This window comes from Actinoalloteichus sp. GBA129-24, from assembly GCF_001941645.1.
Classification (GTDB): Bacteria; Actinomycetota; Actinomycetes; order Mycobacteriales; family Pseudonocardiaceae; genus Actinoalloteichus_A; species Actinoalloteichus_A fjordicus.
In genome coordinates this window covers 4,547,248-4,566,770 of record NZ_CP016077.1, presented here as the reverse complement: position 1 = coordinate 4,566,770, position 19,523 = coordinate 4,547,248, and the positions used below count along the sequence as shown (strand labels likewise).

Annotated in this window: 17 protein-coding genes, 1 tRNA gene and 2 pseudogenes; 15 read left to right on the top strand and 5 right to left on the bottom strand. The window is 68.7% G+C overall.

Annotation, left to right across the window (positions count from 1 at the left end):
• The first annotated feature begins 9 nt into the window (after positions 1–9).
• The 3 genes from UA75_RS19640 to UA75_RS19625 all read left to right on the top strand — a co-directional run bounded on the left by UA75_RS19640 (position 10) and on the right by UA75_RS19625 (position 3,811).
• Positions 10–1,149, top strand: a complete 1,140-nt coding sequence (locus tag UA75_RS19640; protein WP_232237332.1) for a wnt family protein — start codon at positions 10–12, stop codon at positions 1,147–1,149.
• Positions 1,150–1,225: 76 nt separating this feature from the next.
• The gene (locus UA75_RS19635) at positions 1,226–1,597 is read left to right on the top strand and encodes a hypothetical protein (RefSeq protein WP_075743990.1); all 372 of its coding nucleotides are present in this window, start codon (positions 1,226–1,228) and stop codon (positions 1,595–1,597) included.
• 1,455 nt (positions 1,598–3,052) lie between these two features.
• Entirely contained in the window at positions 3,053–3,811 is a 759-nt protein-coding gene (locus tag UA75_RS19625) for a hypothetical protein (RefSeq protein WP_157434303.1), read from the top strand.
• Here the strand turns inward: UA75_RS19625 and UA75_RS35205 are convergent.
• Positions 3,759–4,049: a hypothetical protein gene (locus tag UA75_RS35205; protein ID WP_412459540.1), complete on the bottom strand. Its 291-nt coding sequence runs from the start codon at positions 4,047–4,049 to the stop codon at positions 3,759–3,761. The two genes, UA75_RS19625 and UA75_RS35205, sit on opposite strands and share 53 nt — an antisense overlap.
• 168 nt (positions 4,050–4,217) lie before the next feature.
• Positions 4,218–5,059, bottom strand: a pseudogene (locus UA75_RS35200) (FAD-dependent monooxygenase); the annotation flags it as partial.
• A gap of 122 nt (positions 5,060–5,181) precedes the next feature.
• On the opposite strand from UA75_RS35200, the gene UA75_RS19615 reads away from it, so the two are divergent.
• The 9 genes and pseudogenes from UA75_RS19615 to UA75_RS19580 all read left to right on the top strand — a co-directional run bounded on the left by UA75_RS19615 (position 5,182) and on the right by UA75_RS19580 (position 9,796).
• Positions 5,182–5,502, top strand: coding sequence for a PadR family transcriptional regulator (locus tag UA75_RS19615; protein ID WP_198044180.1), 321 nt, complete (start codon positions 5,182–5,184; stop codon positions 5,500–5,502).
• Positions 5,492–5,884 (top strand): DUF1048 domain-containing protein, encoded by a 393-nt coding sequence (locus UA75_RS19610; protein ID WP_075741490.1) that lies wholly within the window; start codon positions 5,492–5,494, stop codon positions 5,882–5,884. The genes UA75_RS19615 and UA75_RS19610 overlap by 11 nt, the downstream gene beginning before the upstream one ends.
• Positions 5,885–5,907: 23 nt before the next feature.
• Entirely contained in the window at positions 5,908–6,714 is an 807-nt protein-coding gene (locus UA75_RS19605; RefSeq protein ID WP_075743989.1) for an ABC transporter ATP-binding protein, read from the top strand.
• Entirely contained in the window at positions 6,711–7,472 is a 762-nt protein-coding gene (locus UA75_RS19600; protein ID WP_075741489.1) for an ABC transporter permease, read from the top strand. Before UA75_RS19605 ends, UA75_RS19600 begins: the two co-directional genes overlap by 4 nt.
• 144 nt (positions 7,473–7,616) lie before the next feature.
• A complete protein-coding gene (locus UA75_RS19595; protein WP_157434302.1) occupies positions 7,617–7,817 on the top strand; it encodes a hypothetical protein in 201 nt (66 codons plus the stop codon).
• Between the two features lie 389 nt (positions 7,818–8,206).
• Positions 8,207–8,280 (top strand) — tRNA-Pro (locus tag UA75_RS19590).
• 595 nt (positions 8,281–8,875) lie between these two features.
• Positions 8,876–9,238, top strand: a pseudogene (locus UA75_RS35195) (DUF262 domain-containing protein); the annotation flags it as partial.
• On the top strand, positions 9,198–9,344 hold the full coding sequence (locus tag UA75_RS33165) for a hypothetical protein (RefSeq protein WP_157434301.1): 147 nt from the start codon (positions 9,198–9,200) through the stop codon (positions 9,342–9,344). The pseudogene UA75_RS35195 and the gene UA75_RS33165, both read left to right, overlap by 41 nt.
• On the top strand, positions 9,341–9,796 hold the full coding sequence (locus tag UA75_RS19580) for a hypothetical protein (RefSeq protein WP_075741486.1): 456 nt from the start codon (positions 9,341–9,343) through the stop codon (positions 9,794–9,796). Before UA75_RS33165 ends, UA75_RS19580 begins: the two co-directional genes overlap by 4 nt.
• Positions 9,797–9,896: 100 nt before the next feature.
• Here UA75_RS19580 and UA75_RS19575 read toward each other — a convergent pair whose 3' ends face one another.
• Complete coding sequence (locus tag UA75_RS19575; RefSeq protein WP_075741485.1) at positions 9,897–11,126, bottom strand: SMI1/KNR4 family protein; 1,230 nt, start codon at positions 11,124–11,126, stop codon at positions 9,897–9,899.
• Between the two features lie 507 nt (positions 11,127–11,633).
• On the opposite strand from UA75_RS19575, the gene UA75_RS19570 reads away from it, so the two are divergent.
• Complete coding sequence (locus UA75_RS19570; protein WP_075741484.1) at positions 11,634–13,403, top strand: Hsp70 family protein; 1,770 nt, start codon at positions 11,634–11,636, stop codon at positions 13,401–13,403.
• A 324-nt stretch (positions 13,404–13,727) separates the two neighbouring features.
• Positions 13,728–15,197, top strand: a complete 1,470-nt coding sequence (locus UA75_RS19565; RefSeq protein WP_075741483.1) for an SDR family oxidoreductase — start codon at positions 13,728–13,730, stop codon at positions 15,195–15,197.
• Between the two features lie 283 nt (positions 15,198–15,480).
• Here the strand turns inward: UA75_RS19565 and secA2 are convergent, their stop codons facing one another.
• Complete coding sequence (gene secA2 / locus UA75_RS19560; RefSeq protein ID WP_232237331.1) at positions 15,481–17,913, bottom strand: accessory Sec system translocase SecA2; 2,433 nt, start codon at positions 17,911–17,913, stop codon at positions 15,481–15,483.
• A complete protein-coding gene (locus tag UA75_RS33160) occupies positions 17,910–18,260 on the bottom strand; it encodes a hypothetical protein (RefSeq protein WP_157434300.1) in 351 nt (116 codons plus the stop codon). The genes secA2 and UA75_RS33160 overlap by 4 nt, the downstream gene beginning before the upstream one ends.
• A gap of 323 nt (positions 18,261–18,583) precedes the next feature.
• Between UA75_RS33160 and UA75_RS19555 the strand changes: the two genes are divergently transcribed.
• Positions 18,584–19,519 (top strand): proteasome assembly chaperone family protein, encoded by a 936-nt coding sequence (locus UA75_RS19555; RefSeq protein WP_075741482.1) that lies wholly within the window; start codon positions 18,584–18,586, stop codon positions 19,517–19,519.
• Positions 19,520–19,523 lie beyond the last annotated feature (4 nt).

The window sequence follows — 19,523 nt, the reverse complement described above, 5'->3', positions numbered from 1 at the left end:
CGGCCGGACATGATCGGTCAGGTCAGTGACCATCTCTCCGCACAGAACAAGTTGGTCGTCGGTCTGCAAGACGAGCTCGATGGTGCCAAGCCGGCTGAGTGGAGCGGGGATGCGGCAGAGGCTGCGGAGAGTGATCTCCGGGCCCGTTGTCAGGCGCTCGAGGACCTCGCTGCTCGATTGTCCGCTGCAGTGACGATCATCGATGACACCGAGCGAGCTGTGCGGGATCTGGTCCGCAGCATCGAGGCGACCGAGGACCACGCTGCGAGGAACGGCTACCGGATCGAGAACGGCGAGGTCGTCGACATTGCGGATTCCGGGGGATTCGCCATGCTCATGACCCTGCACGTGGAGGTGCAGGGCATCCTGGGCCAAGCGGCCATGATCGACACCGAGTTGGACTCCGTGCTCAGACACATCCTGTCCGGTGAGATCGACGACGCGGGAGCGACGACGCTGGCGGAGGCGGCGGAGACGGGCGAGGACCGTATCGTCGATGAGCAGTGGCATCGCGATCTGCTAGCCAGGTACCAGGTCAGGACCGACGATACGACCATGTGGCCAACCGGTCTGGCTGGCTGGATCGCGGAACTGAGAGACATCCCGCAGGAACGGCTTACCCAGACCGAGGTGAGGATGCTCGACGACCTGCAGATGCGCAAGGGACTGCTCGGACTCCAGGAGTTCGGCGACATTCGACAGGATGCGCTGCATGTCTCGGAGAGCATGTTCGAGGGAAAGGGCAAGACCGATGGGCATTCGGACGCGTTCCGGCACGCCTACTGGAATGCTCTGATGACACAGCGTTATGGCGAGCAATGGGCGGGCGAGTTCGCCACCGCACATGAGCGGAACCCGGCCGGCCACCACATCCCGGTGGGTATGGATCTGCACAACAACGAGGTGGGCCGCGAGATCGCGCGAGCCAATCCCGAGGCCGGTCCCGAGGAGTTGGCCGCATTGGTCGAGCAGGCGGTCACGGATGGCAGAATGGTGGTCATCGACAACAACGACACCCTGGTGCCGTCCAACGAGGTGAACCCCGGGGAGACCCGCGACACCCCTAACAACCGCTGGCCGACGGACAACCCTGGACGCGGCGACGACCACGACCCCGGCGAACCGTCGGCGACTCCGGACCAGTATTGATATGCGCTTGATATTGCCACTGCTCGCATTGCTCGCCCTGGTGGCGGGATGCGGCGCGAACACCTCGGGAGTGCAGGTGGAGTTCGACGTGGACCTCGAGACCGCGATCGTCGAGCTGGGCCGGTCCGGCGGCTCGAGGCCGTTCAAGGAACTGGCCCCCGGCGACTGGACCTCCGTGCAGGTCCTCATCGGACCCGCAACCGGTGCGTCGATCGAGGAAGAACTGGGTCGACCCGTCGAGATCACCGGTGACGGTACCTACGACGGTGACTACATCCAAGACGGCGACCTCCTCGTTTTTCAACGCGACAACGAGATCGTACGGATGGTCAGCCTGGGCCAAGTTGGCGCGCTCGGTGTGGGTGAGTACCGGGATGACGTGGTTCTGCAAGAGCAGGACGGTGTCATCAGGATGGTCGACCCGGATGGACGTCCCGCAGGTCGCTGACCGGGCTTCCGCTGGGAGCGGTCGCTGCGCTGGAGCTTCGACAAGTTCGGGCGTGGGCGCTCGATCGGGTGATCGGGCCTTGGTGGTCTGCGTGAAACGGGGTGATAGGCCAAGGCGTGTGTGCTGCTCGGTCCCGTGGGTGAGCCGATCGAGTCGGTGGTGAGGTTTCTGTGGGGCTTGCGGGCGGAGGGCGGTCGAACGTAGTTGTGGTCGACACGATTCTCCCGAAATCCTCCCTCTTGCGGACATTCCGTCTGGTCAATGGAGCGTTACGTGGTCACGGCTACGGTCAACCGTGAGGCCTGAGCGGTCCGTCGTGCTGTCGTCTCCGGACGAGCAGCTGTGGTGCAGCGTGGCGACGTGGTCGAGTGCATCATCGAGAACATCTCGATAGCGGGCTGCGGCATTCCGGCGTGGCGGGGCGAGCTTCGACTCGGCGACTCGAACGAGAGAGTGGCCTTGGGGATGAGCGCGATCGGCGTGCCCCAGCGCCGGACTCACGGCGTGGTTGGAGCGTTCGCTGGACGTCCTTCTGCGCGGCGAGCTTCGGGAAGGGAAGCGTCTACCGACACGCCGGATCAGTCTTAAGCGGATCTCGGGCGAGTCGTCCATGATGTCCGGATATCGGCGAGCCCGCTAGACTGTGCCAGCCGATCAGCCCTGATCGGGCAGGTTGCACCCGGCCTTCCAGGCCGGGCCTCATTGCGGCGCCTTGCCCCAGCGATGCGTAGTCTGCCTGCCCTGGGTTGCACCCGGCCTTCACGGCCGGGCCTTATTGCGACATCTTGGTGGCCCATCGGCCTGGGTCTCGTAGCGAGCTGTGCCGGACTGTGCGGACCGGGCCGTGCTGCAGGTCTACCGCCCGGTACCTCTGGATGTCTGTGATCATCGCCAGGTGGGATGTTCCCAGGCGGGGGAAGTGTAAAATCGTGGTTCTGCTGTCGAATTTGGGCGTTCTCGGTGGAGTTCAGGGGTGTCAGTTCTGACTCGCCTGTGGAGGTCCTCGTGAACCTGATCGACAGCAGCACTGCCTACCGCCACTTCCGCAGTCACGAGGGGTGTCGGCTGCCGTGCCTGGGCCTGAGATGGGTATCTCGACTGTCGCCGAGATCGATGAGACGGCGATCGGTTCTCGGGACAGGTCGGTGCTGCTGTACAGCCCGGCAGAGGCGGCGCGGTTGTTGGCGGTCCGGGAGTCGTGGCTGCGTCGTGCGGCCGGGCGTCGGCTGATTCCGTGCACGTTTCTCGGTAAGCACTGCGGTTCTCTGAGGCTGACCTGACGGCGGTGATCGCTGCCGGAGCTCGTCCTGCCCGCGACGTCCGGCAGCGTCGGTCGCGTTCGGCGCTCTGAGCTGCCCGGCTGTGGGTTGGGCGGGTAGCTGGCTCTCTGTGGTGATTGGAGCGTCCATGGTGTCGTGGCGCGTCCGCGGCACGGCGGGTGAAGGGAGAAATGCGGTGGCATGGGTGGAGAAGCGTGGCACGAGGTCATGGCGTGTGCGGTACGTGCGTGACGACGGCACCCTCGGATCGTTGCCGGGCTTCGCGACGAAGCGAGCCGCTGCCGATCACGCCGAGGACATGGAGAGCGATCAACGACGAGGCAACTGGATCGACCCCGCCGCCGGCCGACTCACTCTGGCGGAGTGGAGCGTTCCCTGGATGGACGCGCTGGATCTCGCCGCCAACACGGAGAATCAGTACCGCAGCCTGCTACGCAATCACCTGCTTCCCCGGTGGGGCGACGTCGCCATCGGGGACATCACCGGCATCGCGGTGGCCGCCTGGTCGAAGAAGGTCCGTGCCGCCGGTTACGCCCCCGCGAGTGTCGCCACCATGGTCAAGCTCCTGTCGATGCTGTTGGCCGACGCCGCCTACGAACGCCTGATCCCCGCCAACCCGATCCGCCCCCGCCGCCGAGGACGCCGCCGACGTACGCGCGCCCCCGAACGGCAGTGGGCCACCCACGAGCAGGTCCTCACCACCACCGATCAGGCCACCGCCCTGGGCGGCGCCTGGGCGGGGACTCTCATCCACACCGCCGCCTGGACCGGCGCCCGCTGGGGCGAACTCCTAGGCCTGCAACGACGCAACACCCACCTCGACGACGCCCGCATCGTCATCGACCCCGATCACGGGGCACTCCACGAGATCAACGGCAAATTCAGTCTCGGGCGCGGACGAGCAGCGCTGCGGGCGCGTCGACCTCACCGATGACGGGGACGGGCCAGTAGTCGTGCTCACTGCGTGCCTCGACGACGTCGACACGAACCGTCCACCCCGCCGTCGTCACCTCGGTGTTGCCGCTCAGGTTGAGCAGGACCGGGCGAGCGGCGTGCAGAAGCTCGTGGACGCGGGTGGCGCCGCGCACGGTCTTCAGCGTGGCGTTGGGGACCCGGCGACCGGCTAGTGGGTGGTCGTCCGCCGGGTACCGCACGTCCAGGCCGGTGATCATCTCTCGCAGGTGCCTGTTGACGTCGTCGACCACCATGAGCGAGCCGAACACTTCGCGCAGCGCGTTCATCTCGGCGCCGAGCCTGGCCAGCGCCGACTGCGCGCGGGTGTTGTGCAGCACGCGTTCTGCGACGGGATGGCGTTCGGCGTGGTAGCTGTCGAGCAGCGCGTCCGGCGCATCGCCGCGCACCACCGCGGCGAGCTTCCAGCCGAGGTTGACGGCGTCCTGCACGCCGATGTTCAACCCCTGCCCGCCCGCCGGGTAGTGGATGTGCGCCGCGTCGCCCGCGAGCAGCACCCGTCCGTCGCGGTACCTGTCCGCCTGCCGCGCCGCATCACCGAACCTCGAGATCCACTTCGGACTGTGCATGCCGTAGTCGGTCCCCGCGAGCCGAAGCAGCGCCTCCCGCAGCATGGCGAACGTCGTGGGTTCATCACGGCCGGGAACGTGGTCGTACTCGAAGGTGATCACCCGAAACCAGCCGGGTTCCAGCGAGATGGCGGAGAAGTGACCGGTCGGGCACCGCCGCATGAAGATGAAGTCCCCGGGCAGGTCGGGCAGCCGGACGTCTCCGAGTAGGGCGGTCATCATCGCCGGGGTGCCGGGAAAGCCGATTCCCGCGAACTTGCGTACCGCGCTGCGCCCACCGTCGCACCCGACGAGGTACCGGGCGTTCAGCGTCGTTCCCGTGGCCAGGGCGACCTCCACGCCGTTCTCGTTCTGGCGCAGGCCGGTCACCTCGGACGACCAGCGTACCTCCACGTCGAGCTCTGCCGCCCACGGCTCAGCAGCCGTTCGATGACGGACTGCAAGAGCATCAGTGGGTGCGGGTGGCGGGACTCGAGTCCCTCGAAGTCCAGCCACAGCCCGGAGAAGTGGCCCACCGGCGTCAGATCGCCCGCTTCGAGGAACCGGTCGAGCACGCCGCGCTGGTCCAGCACTTCCAAGGTGCGGGAATGTATTCGACCCGCCCGGAACTCACCCGTTCGTTCGGGCAGTGCGTCGGCCACGGTGACGGCGACGTTCGCCAGACGACGACCTTGCGCCGGGGGCGGTACCTAGTGCTACTTTGTAGTAGTACTCAGCAACACCAAGTAGTTCGGAGGAGTCCTTGCGCAGGCAGGCGACGGAAATGCTCAAGGGCACGCTCGAGGGCATCGTCCTGGCGATTCTCGCCAGCAGGCCCGCGTACGGGTACGAGATCACGGCGTGGCTTCGAGACAGGGGGTTCACCGAGATCGCAGAGGGAACGGTCTACGCGCTGCTGGTCCGGATCGAGCAGCGCGGTCTCGTGGACGTGGAGAAGGTCCCTTCGGAGAAGGGGCCTCCGCGCAAGGTGTACTCCCTGAACAACGAGGGGCGGGGGTATCTCGAAGAGTTCTGGAAGACCTGGAGTTTTCTCAGCGAACAACTCGAAGAGCTCAGGGAAGAGGGGAACGGCAGTGGGCACTGAACCGGGCGAGCAGAAGAACCGTTACCTGCGGTATCTGGAGGTCGTGACCGGATCGCTCGAGGAGAAGCGGCGCTACCGGCAGTGCAAGGAGCGGATCGAACGGCTCCCGCACGACTACCGCACGGCGGTCGAGGCGCTGCAGCGGTACATGCAGCACTTCGGCCCGGATCAGTCGGAGAGCCTGGTGGCGATGCTGGCGGACTTGACAGACCTGTTCGAGCAGAGCGCGGCGGACGGAATCCCGTTGCGCCAGGTCGTCGGTGAGGACCCGGTGGAGTTCGCGGAGGCGTTCCTGCGCAACTACCCCGGCGGCTCGTGGATTCGTAGGGAGCGAGACCGGTTGACCAAGGCGATCGACCGCGTGGCGGACGGCATGCAGTGACCGACCAGAGGATGGAAACCCGGATGGCAGTTGACCAGAACCAGGAGTTCGCGATCCGCGTCGCGGGTCTGGAGAAGTCCTTAAAGGATCTGCCCGTGCTGCGCGGGGTGGATTTCGAGGTGGCGCGAGGCAGCATCGTCGCGCTGCTCGGCTCCAACGGAGCAGGCAAGACCACGGTCGTGAGGATCCTGTCCACGTTACTCAAGACCGACGCGGGATCGGCCGACGTCAACGGTTTCGACGTCGCCACGCAGTCCGCGGGCGTGCGGGAGTCCATCAGTCTCACCGGGCAGTTCGCCGCGGTGGACGAGATCCTCACGGGGCGGGAGAACCTCGTGCTCGTCGCCCGCCTGCGGCACTTGAAGGATCCCGGCCGGATCGCGGACGGACTGCTCGAGCGGTTCTCCCTGACCGACGCGGCGAACCGGCGGGTGTCGGAGTACTCCGGTGGTATGCGCCGCCGCCTCGACATCGCGATGAGCCTGACCGGCAACCCGCCGGTGATCTTCCTCGACGAACCGACGACGGGCCTCGACCCGCAGTCGCGCCTCGAGGTGTGGCAGGCGGTCAAGGAACTCGCGGGACGCGGTACCACGGTGTTGCTCACGACGCAGTATCTGGACGAGGCGGAACAGCTCGCCGACCGGATCGCGATCCTCCACAAAGGAAGGATCATCGTCAACGGCACGCTCGCCGAGCTACAGCGGCTGCTGCCCGCCAAGGTCGAGTACGTGGAGAAGAAGCCGACACTGGAGGACGTCTTCCTCGCGCTCGTCAGCGACGACGGTAACGAACGTTTCTCGGAACCCACGAGTCAGGAAAGCAGATGATCACTAGATTTCTGGCTGACATCACCATCCTGCTGGGACGATCGCTGCGGCACACCCTGCGCAGCGTCGACACGATCATCACGACCGCGTTGATGCCGGTCGCGATGATGCTTCTGTTCGTCTACGTGTTCGGCGGCGCCATCGACACCGGTTCCGACTCGTACGTGAACTACCTGCTGCCCGGCATCCTGCTCATCACCGTCGCATCCGGGATCGCCTACACCGCAGTCCGTCTCTTCACGGACATGAAGAGCGGTGTCTTCGAACGTTTCCAGTCCATGCCGATCGTGCGCTCGTCGGTGCTGTGGGCGCACGTGCTCACCTCCCTGGTCGCCAACCTGATCTCGCTCGTCGTCGTGCTGACGGTCGCTCTGCTGATCGGCTTCAGTTCGGGAGCGGGGGTTCTGGCGTGGCTCGCTATCGCCGGAATGCTGTTCCTCTTCACACTGGCGCTCACGTGGATCGCCGTCATCCCCGGCCTGTCCGCCAAATCCGCAGAGGGCGCGAGCGCGTTCTCCTACCCCCTCATCTTCCTGCCGTTCCTCAGCTCCGCCTTCGTCCCCACCGCCACGATGCCCGGCCCGGTACGCGCGTTCGCCGAGAACCAGCCGGTCACGCCGATCGTGAGCGCCATCCGCGCGCTGATGACCGAACAGCCGGTCGGCGACGACATCTGGGTCGCTCTCGGCTGGTGCGCCGGCATTCTCGTCGTCGCGTACCTCTTCGCGACCTCCGCCTACCGCCGCAAGATCTCCTAGTGCCACAGCGCCAGCGCGCATCACGCGCTGGAGGCCGTCGACCCGAGCACCTCTAGCGGCGGCATCGAGGTGGACCGCGCCGACGGAGACGTCGTCGCCAAGGCCGCCGACTGTCCTATTCGGAACAGCGGGCCGACGCGGGGCATGGCGAAACTTGAGAACAGCTCCGACGGCATCGAGGTCGGTGTCAGCGAGCACACCTCCGCCGTCGTGGACGCGGAGAGCACGAACGGCACTGTTCGCAATTCTCTGTCCGTGCAGGATGCGGGCCGGTCCGGTGACAGCGTCGAGATCCACGCCCGCAACCGCCGCGACGGCATCGTCCTGCGGCGCGCGCTCGACTGACCGTCAACGCCGAAACTCCGCCGCAAGGACGGTGTCCTCGGCGATGTCGGTGAATTCCTGTCCCCGGAGCCATACGGCGATTCCGGGACGCCATCGAGCATCGCCGTCATCCGCTTGCCCACCGGCCTCTTCTGCAATGCGGAGTCGGTGAGCACAGAACCTTCGGTACTGCATGACAAAGGACCTGATGATCACCATGGCACGGAGAAGGTCGCCGGACCTTCACGCCGGCGAGCCGCGTGGGCTGCAGACTCCGACTGGTTCCCTTGGCAGCATGATCGACCCCTGAAGGTTGGATCGGTGTCTTCGCAGGTCAACATCAATGTCGGGGGGTCGCGCGAGGCGCTCTGCGGATGTTGTACTCTTACGAGGCACCGATGAGGTGTGGCCGGGACGTGGCGCAGCTTGGTAGCGCACTTGACTGGGGGTCAAGGGGTCGCAGGTTCAAATCCTGTCGTCCCGACGGTCGCGAAGCCCCGCTGAACTAGGCGAAAGCCCAGGTCAGCGGGGCTTTCTGCATTTCGGGGTAGATCTTCTCGGATCGCCCGCTGTCGCCAGCGCAGGTCTTGCGCTGGTGTTGGGAGGTTCGCTTGACGGACACAGACGAGGGGTCGAAGGTCTGGCGCTGTACTCACGAGGTGATCTTGTGGAGCGATGGCGCCGAAGTGAGCCGACGGGTTTGAGCATCCCGACTCGAGCTGTGATTCTCCTCTCCGCAGGTCAAGGAGAGATCCTTGGTAGCTGGCGCGCGTGGTGACGAGCCAGGTCCGAGGCTGGCTGGGAGCAGGCGTGCCCCCGTAGGTCGAGGCCGTAGGCGAGGTCCGTCGGCGGGCTCTGCTCGGGGGTCACTAACAGTGGGCGCCCATTTGGGTGAATAATTCCTGTGTTGATCGTCTAGATGTCACGCATATCGGATTATGCGGCCTCGAGGTCCCTCGCCGGGGACCTCTTTCGTATCCGTTGGAACAAGGAGTCCGGTGAAGGCAAGCGAGACCACGCTGCGCAGTCTGCTCCAGGGGGAGCGCCAGTATGTCGTACCTCTCTAGCGCCCTTACAGTTGGGAGCGGAAAGACCTCGATCAGCTCTGGCAGGACGTCATCAGTGTCGTGGACACCGGAGCCCATGGGTCCCATTTCCTCGGCTCGGTGGTTCTCGCCCCGAGCCCGGCGAACACACCGGCAGGCGTGCAGGTCTGGCTGGTGGTCGATGGTCAGCAGCGACTGACCACGCTGTCGATCCTGCTGTGTGCTATTCGTGACCACGTCACCGGGCAGGACCAACGGCTTGCCGAGAGGATCGACGACCTCTACCTGGTCAACCGATTCGCGGATGCACAGGGAGCGTCCGAAGCAGGACTTGGCCAGCGTGTGCGGATTCAATGTGAACTATGTGTTCCCAGGACAGCGCTTCCTGCCGGATGAGGTCGTCCCTGCGGTCCTCCAGGAGATCGGCATCGGTACCAGCGTCGTGGAGACCAGGCTCGGAGAGTTGCAGGAGAAGGCCAGGGAAGGCAGGGGTCTCGCGTGACGCCGGTCGAGAAGATGCACACCTGGGCGATAGAACGCAAGACCACGGCATCCGTCACCGTGAGCCATCGTGCAGAGGCGATTCTTGTGGAGTTGTATGTGCAGCGCCATGCCTTGGACGGCCTCTCCGCCTTTCGAACCCAGCACGATTTACGCCCCGATCTCTACCGCCATGACGAGTCCGAGACGGAGATCTTCGAGGCGAAGAGCACGGCCACTCACGACAAGGTGCGCGAAGCGATCGCGCAGTTGTGCGACTACGCCGTGCACAGTCCCCATCCCGTCACGCGGTTGACCGCACTCTTTCCCGAGCGACCGCAACCTGCCGGAATGGCTTACCTGCATCGAATGGGGATCGACTGCGTGTTCCTAGACGAGGCCGATCTGTTCCAGCGAACCCCGGCTCCTGCTGTAAGACGTGCACACATGCAGCCGGTGTGGAGGGGTGAGTGAACGTCCGGATGACCGGAGGCCTGCCTTGCGGGTCGTCGATTACTCCTACCGTGCACGGTCGCCGCCGTTGTCGTGAGAGACGATCCCCGTGTCACTCCCCCTACTCTCCGAGAACCCGCCGGAGATTGACCACCACGGTCTCGTCCGATTCTGTCGCGAGCATTCGGCGGAGGAGCGGAAGCAGCGCTCTGTCGTCCCGGCGGGAGGCCGTCTGCACCGCCAGAAGCCGGACACCGGGGTGTTCGTCGGCGAGGGCGTGGGCGAGCGCCTCGGTTGCGGAGTCTCGGGCGTCGCCGAGGTGAAACGCGGCCGAGGTGCGGATGCGGTGATCCTCGCGGTTCAGCAGCGGAGCGATGTCGGCCGAGGTGAGGTCGGCGCTGTCACCCAGTGCCTGTAGCGCGCGGCGGATGAGTTCGGGGTCGTCGGTGGTGAGCTGTGCGCGGGCCTGTTCGGCCAGGTCGGCTGTGCGGCGGACGCGGAGGACGCTGATGGCCTCGGCCCGCACTGCGGCCTCGGGGTCGGACAACGCCGCTCGTGCGGCGTTCTCGATCTCGATGTCACAGCGCCAGGCGACGCCGAGGACTGCGGTTCGGACCGCTGCGGCGGGGTCGGTGGTCGCCGTTTCCAGGGCGCGCACGGCCGTCGGGGACAACCGGGCCAGCTGGGCGAGCGAGGTCGCGGCGCGGGAGCGGCGGCTCGGTGCCGGGTCGGTGGCGAGGATGTCGATCAATATGCCTTCGTCGCCGGGAAGCTTGTCGCCGAACCCGGCGACCCGGTGACCGGCGAGCAGCTCGTCGAGCCAGCGTTCGTACCAGCTGAGGAAGTCGAGATCCTCTAACACGTACGGCGGCACCGCCCCGTCCCAGTTGACGTTCACCAACCGTCCCCGGCCCGGCCCGGTCACCACGAGCTGAGTGAAGTCGGAGCAGCCGTGGTGGACGACGGAGAGCGTGCCCTGCAAGGGGTCGGGGCGGCGGTCGTCCGGTCCGGGGAAGTCGTCCCACCAGCCGGTGCTGTACTCGGTCCCCGGCACGAAGGCGCTCGGCTCCGTGAGGGCGCCTGGGTAGTCGAAGGGTTCGGTGTAGGCGGCGGACAGGCGGAGCAGTCCGTAACTCGGCCCCGCCCCGCCGTCGCCGAGTTCGAGGAGGAACCGCCGGTAGTCCGCAGGCAGCGTGACGCCGTGCTCGGCCTCGAAACCGACGATCGCCGACTCCGGTAAGGGCGGGTTCAGCGTGAACTCGTGTTTGGCGGCGCCGAAGGACTTCAGCAGGCTCGGGTCGGCCTTCGCTCGTGCCAGTTTCTCGAGGATGCGCGACGAACGGGTGTCCAAGGCTGCCTCATCTTCGCTCGAACCTCGGACGTCCCGTCGTGGAACTCCGTCGGCTGCACTGTCGATTGTGGAGGAACAGGGTTCTCGGGCGGGCTCTGCTTCGATGTCGGTACGCGGAGTGGTGTGGTGCTCGTACTCGACAGCCGAGTCCGGCGTGGCTGGGTGTCGAGTCATGGCCGGTGTCGCAGTCGGCTGTGTTCAAGCCTCGCCCGGTCGAATCGTGCCGCGGTGAATCGCCGAGTCGAATTGGCCGCCGTGCAGGAGGTCGCCCGTCGCATTCCGGCCGTGTCAATCCTCGCCATGCCGATGGCCGCTTGCGCAGGATGCCGGCTTCCGCCGGAATCGGCATCTGCAATTTCGTAGCCAGCACAGAGGGTTCTCACCGAGCGACATGGTCTTGGGCGCCGAATCCCCGGCCGGTTGCTGCCCATCCGAGATCGGCAGCGGCAGCGCGGCCTTCCTCGCGAAACCCCCTGAGGGCGACGCCCGGCTGGGTACTGTCTGGCCGTGCGTGAACTCGCCGTCGACTTCGGGACGTCCAACACCGTCGCAGCCCTGCGCATCGACGGCGGTCCGGCCCGGCTGCTGCTGTTCGACGGCTGGCCCGTGCTGCCCTCCGCCGTGCTGAGCGGGCGGGACGGCACGCTGGTGGTGGGCCGCGAGGCGCTGCGTGGCGCCCGGCTCGATCCGGCGCGGTTCGAGCCGCATCCCAAGGAGCGGATCGACGAGGGCGAGGTGCTGCTCGGCGACGCGGTGGTGCCGGTCGTCTCGCTGATCGCCTCGGTCCTTCGTCGGGTCGCCGCCGAGGCGGCCAGGGTCGATCGGGTGGTCCTCACCCATCCTGCCGACTGGCACGCCACGCGGCGCGGAGTGCTGCTGGCGGCCGCCAGGGAGGCCGGGTGGCTCGGCGATGTTCGGGTGGTCGCCGAGCCGGTCGCGGCGGCGGGGCTGGCGCCGGACGTCGCGCCGGGGCAGGCGATCGCGGTGTTCGACATGGGCGGCGGCACCACGGACGTCGCGGTGCTGCGCCGGGGTGCGACGGGCTGGGAAGTGCTGGCCGAGGCGGGGCTGCCGGACCTCGGCGGTCGTGATCTCGATCAGCTCCTGCTGGAGCACCTCGGCGTCGCACACCTGGTGCGGCTCGGTGACGTCGCGAGCAGACGGCGGGCCCGTGCCGTCGCCGAGGACGTGCAGGCGGGCAGGGAGGCCTTGTCGCAGTACCCGCAGACCGACATCCCGCTGCCTCCGCCGCTGCCCGACGCACACCTCACCCGCGACGAGCTGGAGGGGATTCTCGCTTCCGCTCTGGACCGGGCCGTCGGCCTGCTTGCCGACACCGTCCTGGCGACCCCGGTCGTGGCCGTCCACCTGGTCGGCGGCGCCACGCGGATGCCGTTGGTGGCACGGTTGATCGGCCGCCGACTCGGCCTGGTGCCGACGATCGTCGACTCGCCGGAGACCGCCGTGGTCCTCGGCGCCCTCGCCCCGACGGCCGCGCCCACGCCCCCTGCGTCAGCTCCCGCATCGTCGGCGCAGTCGCCGGTGCCTAGGCAGACCGCACCCCTGCGCCTGCCGCAGCCCGGCGGGACGCCGTCCACACCGCAGACCTCGGTCGCTGTGCGGCGCTGGTCGATGCCGGTGATCGTCGGCTTGGCCGTCCTGGTGCTCGCGGCGGTCGGCTTGGTGATGGCGGCGGCACTGCGGTGGACCAGCAGCGGCACGCCCCTCGGCGACGCCACGCCGAGCATCGACTCGTCGGCGGGCCCGGACCGGGACACGAACACGGGTTCGAATGCGGGGGCCGACACCGAGCAGGCTCGGGACACCGAGACCGACGGCGTCGACTCGGCGGCCTTCGGCGCGGACGATCAGCTGCTCGCCTTCGCCGGGCCGTCCGCCGTCGACTGCGTCAACGCGATGGGCACGCACAGCCAGGGGGACATGTACGAGGCACGTAACCACGTGCGCTGCCGATTCGAGCACGAGGGCATCGTCTACTTCGCCAACTACCTGTCCTCGGACGACGCCGAGACCTGCCTCCTGCTGAACCAGGCGTTCACGGACACCCCGGAATCCGACTGGCGCAGCGATCAGCCCTGGGCGGGCGGCGGATTCTCCGGCCGGTCCCACGACGTCACGACGATCGCCGGGAACACGGTGCTCTGGTACGCCGACACGAACTCCTTGTGCGGGTTCTTCGGGCCTGCCACCGACTACAACCCGGTGATGCCCGACGTCCGCGCCGCCTGGGAGGCGGTCGTCCGGCTGCGGGACTGAGCGCCTGCGACACCGAGACTGCGACACCGACCCTGCGTCGCCGCAGGCGTTGCCGGGCGCGGTGTCACCCGCGAGTGTCTGCATCGGCTCACCACGTCGAACTCGGGCAGCGTGCACGGTTCGCAAGGCGTCGACCAGCGCCAGCTCCCGATCGTGAGCAGGCGTTCTGACCTGCGCAACCCGGTGAGTCAGCTGGTCACGTCTGCCGTCGCGGTCACGACCGGCATGCCGAGGACGCCTGCACCCGCCCACCGGCCTTCTTCGCCACCCCGGCCGCCCCGTCGCCACACTGCGCCGCGCCCCGACTCGACCGCAGAATGGGCTGTGCGAATCCTCGTGACGGGTGCGACTGGGTACATCGGCGGCCGGGTGGTGCCCGCGCTGCTGGACGCCGGACATCAGGTCCGCTGCCTGGTGCGCGATCCGGCCAAGCTGCGTGACGTCCCGTGGGCCCCGGCGGTGGACATCGTGCGGGGCGACCTCACGGCCGAGGAGGACGTGCGATCGGCCGTCGACGGATGCGACGCGCTCTACTACCTCGTGCACTCCCTGCAGTCGCGGGGCTTCGCCGCCAGGGATCGCCGGGCGGCGCTGCTCACCGCGCAGGCGGCGCGGGAGGCGGGGCTCCGCCGGATCGTCTATCTCGGCGGGCTGCATCCGGACTCGGCCGAGCTGTCCGAACACCTCGCGTCGCGGGCGGAGGTGGGGGAGATCCTGTTGCGGTCCGGGGTGCCGACCGCTGTCCTGCAGGCCGCCGTGATCATCGGCTCCGGCTCGGCCAGCTTCGAGATGCTGCGGTACCTGACGGAACGGCTGCCCGTCATGGTCACCCCGAAGTGGGTGCACAACCGGGTGCAGCCGATCGCGATCAGCGACGTCCTGCACTACCTGGTCGGCTGCGTGACACTGCCCGCCGAGGTCAGCCGGACCTTCGACATCGGCGGCCCCGACGTGCTCACCTATCTGGCGATGATGCGCCGCTACGCCGAGGTGACCGGCCTGCGCCCCCGGCTGGTCGTGCCGGTGCCGCTGCTCACCCCGCGATTGTCCTCCCACTGGGTCAACCTGGTCACTCCGGTGCCGAGGAGCCTGGCCACGCCGCTGATCGAGTCACTCGTCCACGAGGTCGTGTGTGCGGAGGACGACATCAGGCGGGTCGTCGGCGACCCGCCTGATGGGCTACGGGACTACCCGACGTCGGTCTCGCTCGCCCTGGCCAGGGTGCGGGCCGCGAACGTCGAGACGCGCTGGTCGGGCGCCTCGCCGCCGGGCGCCCCGGCCGATCCGTTGCCCTCGGACCCGTCCTGGTCGGGCGGCTCGGTGTTCCAGGATCGGCGGGAACAGGACACCGAGGCACCGCCCGAGGAGGTCTGGCGGGTGGTGGAGGGCATCGGCGGCGAACGGGGCTGGTATTCCTTTCCCCTGGCCTGGGCCGTCCGGGGCTGGGTGGATCGACTCGTGGGCGGCGTCGGGCTCCGGCGCGGTCGTCGCGATCCGGCCCGCTTGCACGTCGGTGACGCCCTGGACTGGTGGCGGGTCGAGGAGATCGAGCGCGGCACGCTGCTGCGGCTGCGGGCGGAGATGCGAGTGCCCGGCCGGGCGTGGCTGGAGCTGCGGGTCGATCCGCACGGTTCGGGAACCCGGTATCGACAGCGGGCCGTCTTCCTGCCGCACGGCCTGCCCGGGCATCTCTACTGGTGGCTGGTGTGGCCGTTCCACGGGGTGGTCTTCGGCGGCATGGTGCACAACATCGTCCGGGCCGCCGAGCGAGGGGCCGGTCGCGGGCCGAGGTGAGCCTGTCTCGCTGCGCGGCGGCCCTCGTTCGCCTGATGTCGCCGGTCCCTGGGACCTGCCGGACCGCTCGACATCACCGACCGAGGGAGCCCGACCCGCGCACCGAGCAGCTCCGAACACGACCTGGCCGAAGGACGACGTCGACGAGCCCCGAGCAGCGTTCTCCGCCACCGCCCGACCGGAGGCGGGAACCCGGACCGGTCACCGACGACGACCGAGACCGGGCCGCCTGCTGCTGCCGAGACCCGGTCCCCTGCCGCTGAGCCCGCAGCCCGGCACCCGCTCAGTCCGTGGCCTGCTTCTTCCGGCGCGGCGACTTGGTCGTCGAGCCGCCGATCATGGCCCGCACGCCTCGCATCGCCCGATCAGCCTCGGAGCCGAAGGGGTTGTCGTTGATCAGGTAGGTCCAGGTCGCGCTGGGCCTGCGCAGCCCCTCGGCGTCGAGGTCGACCCCGTCCGAGGTGATCGTCGCGGTCTCGAAGGTCTCGGCGGCCTTGTCCGCCGCCTCGGTGAGGATCTCCCGGAACGCCGGTATCGCGGCCCGGTGGAACTCGTCGAGTGGATTCTCCCTGGCCAGCGACCGGAGGTGGATGCTCTCCCGCAGGTCGGCCAGGTAGGCGAGATGGTCGGCCCAGCGGTCGTCGAGGTGGTAGAGCGCGATCAGTCGGGCCGCGTGCTCGACCGCGTCTTCGCCGATCTCCTCGACCAGGTCGGCGTGCCGCTCGGGATGCCGCTCGGCGGCCTGCTGGCTCGCCAGGTCGGTGCGGAGCAGCTCGTCGCGTCGCTCGCTCACCAGTCCGCGTTGGTGGGAGACCAGGCTCGTGTAGCGCCAGGTGTTGCGGTGGATCTCCAGGCCGACGCCCTCGGCGACGCGCTGGGCGTGGTCGAAGACCTGCTGGGCGTCGCGGCCGGTGAGCCTGCCGTCCTCGTCCGAGGCCAGCCGCTCGGCGGCCTCCGGGGCGTGCTGCCCGATCAGGTCGTCCTCCGCGCTCGCGAAGAACACCGAGTCGCCGGGATCGCCCTGCCTACCCGCTCGGCCGCGCAACTGCTGGTCGAGCCGCCTGCTGGGGTGTCGGGCGGTGCCCACCACGCAGAGCCCGCCCAGTTCGACGATCCGGTCGCGTCCCTCGCCATCGCGGCCGCCGAGCTTGATGTCGGTGCCTCGGCCTGCCATCTGGGTCGACACGGTGACCCGCTCGTGGGCGCCTGCGTCGGCGATGATCGCGGCCTCCTCGGCGTCGTTCTTCGCGTTGAGCACCACACAGGGGACCTCGGCCTCGGCGAGCAGTGCGGCGAGTCGCTCCGACTCGGCGACGTCCTGGGTGCCGACGAGCACCGGCCTGCCCTCGGCGTGCCGGGCGGAGATCTCCGCGACGATCGCGGACTCCTTGGCCTGTCTGGTCTGGAACAGCTGGTCGGGCCGGTCGACCCGGATGCACGGCTCGTTCGGCGGGATCACCGCGATGGACGCCCGATAGAACTCGTAGAGCTGCTCGGCGGCGGGCATCGCGGTGCCGGTCATCCCGCACAGCGTCGGATAGCGGCTGATCAGCGCCTGGACGGTGATCTCGTCGAGTACGTCGCCGCTCTCGCTGACGGCGAGACCCTCCTTGGCCTCCACCGCGGCCTGGAGCCCGTCGGGCCAGCGTTGGAGCAGGGCCACCCGGCCCCGGGAGGCGTTGATGAGCTGCACCCGGCCGTCCCTGACGATGTAGTCGACGTCGCGGTGCAGTAGCGCGTGCGCGTGCAGGGCGATGTTGACCCTGGTCAGGGTGCTGCCGACGTGTTCCTCGGAGTACAGGTCGACGCCGCCGAGCGCACGTTCGACCTCGGCGGTCCCCGCGTCGGTGAGGAAGACGTTGCGCTCGTCCTGATCCACCTCGTAATGCCTGCCCAGGCGGAGCCTGCGCACCACCTTGGTCATCTCCTGGTCGGCGACGCCCGCGCCTCGGGCCCCGGCCAGCACGAGCGGCACCTTCGCCTCGTCCACCAGCACGGAGTCGGCCTCGTCGACGATGACCACGTCCGGCGCGCGCACGACGACGTCGTCGGCCTCGGTGCACAGCCGGTCGCGAAGCACGTCGAAGCCGAGTTCGCTGACGGCCGCGTAGGTGATGTCGGCCTCGTAGGCGGCGCGGCGCTCCTCGGGCGTGGAGCCTTCGTTGACCCAGCCCACCGTCACGCCGAGGAGTCGGCAGGCGGGGGCCATCCACTCGGCGTCGCGGCGCGCGAGATAGTCGTTCACCGACAGCACGTGCACCCGGCGGCCCTGCAGCGCATAACCTGCGGCCGCCAGTGCCCCGGCGAGGGTCTTGCCCTCGCCGGTGGACATCTCCACCACGTGACCGGAGAGCAGCGCCAGCGTTCCGACGAGCTGTACGTCGAAGGGGCGCAGGCCCAGCGCGCGGTCGGCGGCCTCGCGTCCGATCGCGCAGAACTCCGAGGCCTGGGCGTCGGTGAACTCGGGGTGCGTCGCGCCCTTCCGCTTCTTCCCGCCCTTGGCCCGGCCCGCCTCCTGCTGCTCGACCGCCTCCCGCACGGCGGTGCGCAGGCCGTCGGCGGCCTCGGTGAGCCTGGTGTCGGACCAGCCCGCCACGGCATCGGCGTCGCCGCCCGCCGTCGCGACGATGCGTCGGAACGGCTTGAGGTCCACCGACCCGTGCCGTTGGAACAGCCGTCTCAGGCGGTCGCGCAGCCCGTCGACGAATCCGGTCACGAGGTGTCCTCTCCTGGCGTGGACGCCGCAGCGCGCGGCGTCCGGGGATGCTGTCCCGTCGAGCCCGCCGATCCGAGCTCGTCCGCAGAGCGGGCTCGACGGGTGTCGGGGCCTGCGGCGTGCCTGCTCGCGGGAGTCGGAACCGGGTGTGGCGTAGTGACGCGGTCCACCTGGGCAGCGTCCGAGACGGCGGGGCGGCGGACCGACCCGGCGGCGCGGCGCTCGCCCGCAGCCGCCCTCGACGCCAGGCGCATGCCCCGGCGCGGGGCGTCACCGAGTGCGGCCGCGTCGGCGCGTGGTGAGACCATGAGCCCGCCCGTCCTGTGTTCGATCTCCTCGTTCCTCATCTATTTCTACCCGGCTCGTCCTCGATCTCGACGGTCGCGCCCGCTTCGGAGTCTCGCCTCGGCTGTGCGGCCGCCTCCCGCGCGGTCCGAGGGTCGGCTTGGGCGGATCAGGCGCGACGCGTGGGCGGGCGGTGGCAGGATCGACGATCTGGGCGGGGCGTCGGATCATCGACGGCGGGACGGCCACGAGGGCGGTCTCGCGGCGGCTGTCGCGACGATCTCACCGGACTCGTCGAATTCGTCCGCGGATGCGGGATGGAACCGAGGTCGCGCCGCGTTGCACCTGAGCAACGACAGGCAGGCCGAACGGCTGGAGGTTACAGGTGGTGCTCGATCCACGGGATCTGTACGAGGTGGACTCCGACGTCCCCGACCTGAACGGTGCGGTTCTCCTGCATCACTTCGAGGGGTTCATGGACGCCGGTTCGGCGGGGCGGCTGCTGGCCGAGCACCTCACCGAGGGCGGGGAGGGGCGCGTCGTCGCCCGCTTCGACATCGACGGACTCGTCGACTATCGGTCTCGGCGTCCGACGATGACCTACGCCGTCGACCACTGGGAGGCCTACGAGAAGCCCGAACTGGTGGTCTGGCAGCTCTTCGACGAGGAGGGCACCCCGTTCCTGCTCATGACGGGGCCCGAACCCGATCATCAGTGGGAGCTGTTCATCGCCGCGGTGCGCAGCCTGATGGAGCGGTGGGGCGTCCGGCTCGCGGTCGGCTTCCACGGCATCCCGATGGGCGTGCCGCACACCCGGCCGCTCGGCGTGGTGGCGCATGCCACCCGGTCGGAACTGCTGGACAAGTGGACCGGCGGCGGTCACCCGGCGTTGGGGGAGCGGTTCCAGGTGCCCGGCAGCGTGGCGGCCCTGCTGGAGCTGCGGCTGGGCGAGGCGGGGCTGGACGCCATGGGATTCGCGGCGCACGTGCCGCACTACCTCGCGCAGTCCAGCTACCCCACGGCCGCCGTGACGCTCCTGGAGTCGGTGAGCCGGGCCGCGGGGCTGTCGCTCTCCTCGAAGGAGCTGCGTGCCGCCGCGGAGCGGGTGGACGTCGAGATCGACCGCCAGGTGGTCGAGTCGACCGAGGTCTCGGACGTGGTGCGGGCGCTGGAGCGCCAGTACGACTCCTTCGCCCTGGCGCCCGGCAAGCGCAGCCTGCTGGTCGAGGAGGGCGAGGCCCTGCCGACCGCCGAGGAGATCGGCTCGGAGTTCGAGCGCTTCCTCGCCGAGCAGGGGCCGATGGGCCAGCCCGAGCAGTGAGGCG

What these genes read in the sequence shown, in the direction of transcription:
- UA75_RS19640 (WP_232237332.1), top strand. Translation starts at nt 10, where the DNA reads ATGATCGGTCAGGTCAGTGACCATCTCTCCGCACAGAACAAGTTGGTC.
- UA75_RS35205 (WP_412459540.1), bottom strand. Translation starts at nt 4,049, where the DNA reads ATGATCACCGGCCTGGACGTGCGGTACCCGGCGGACGACCACCCACTA.
- UA75_RS19615 (WP_198044180.1), top strand. Translation starts at nt 5,182, where the DNA reads ATGCTCAAGGGCACGCTCGAGGGCATCGTCCTGGCGATTCTCGCCAGC.
- UA75_RS19605 (WP_075743989.1), top strand. Translation starts at nt 5,908, where the DNA reads ATGGCAGTTGACCAGAACCAGGAGTTCGCGATCCGCGTCGCGGGTCTG.
- UA75_RS19600 (WP_075741489.1), top strand. Translation starts at nt 6,711, where the DNA reads ATGATCACTAGATTTCTGGCTGACATCACCATCCTGCTGGGACGATCG.
- UA75_RS19595 (WP_157434302.1), top strand. Translation starts at nt 7,617, where the DNA reads ATGGCGAAACTTGAGAACAGCTCCGACGGCATCGAGGTCGGTGTCAGC.
- UA75_RS33160 (WP_157434300.1), bottom strand. Translation starts at nt 18,260, where the DNA reads ATGAGGAACGAGGAGATCGAACACAGGACGGGCGGGCTCATGGTCTCA.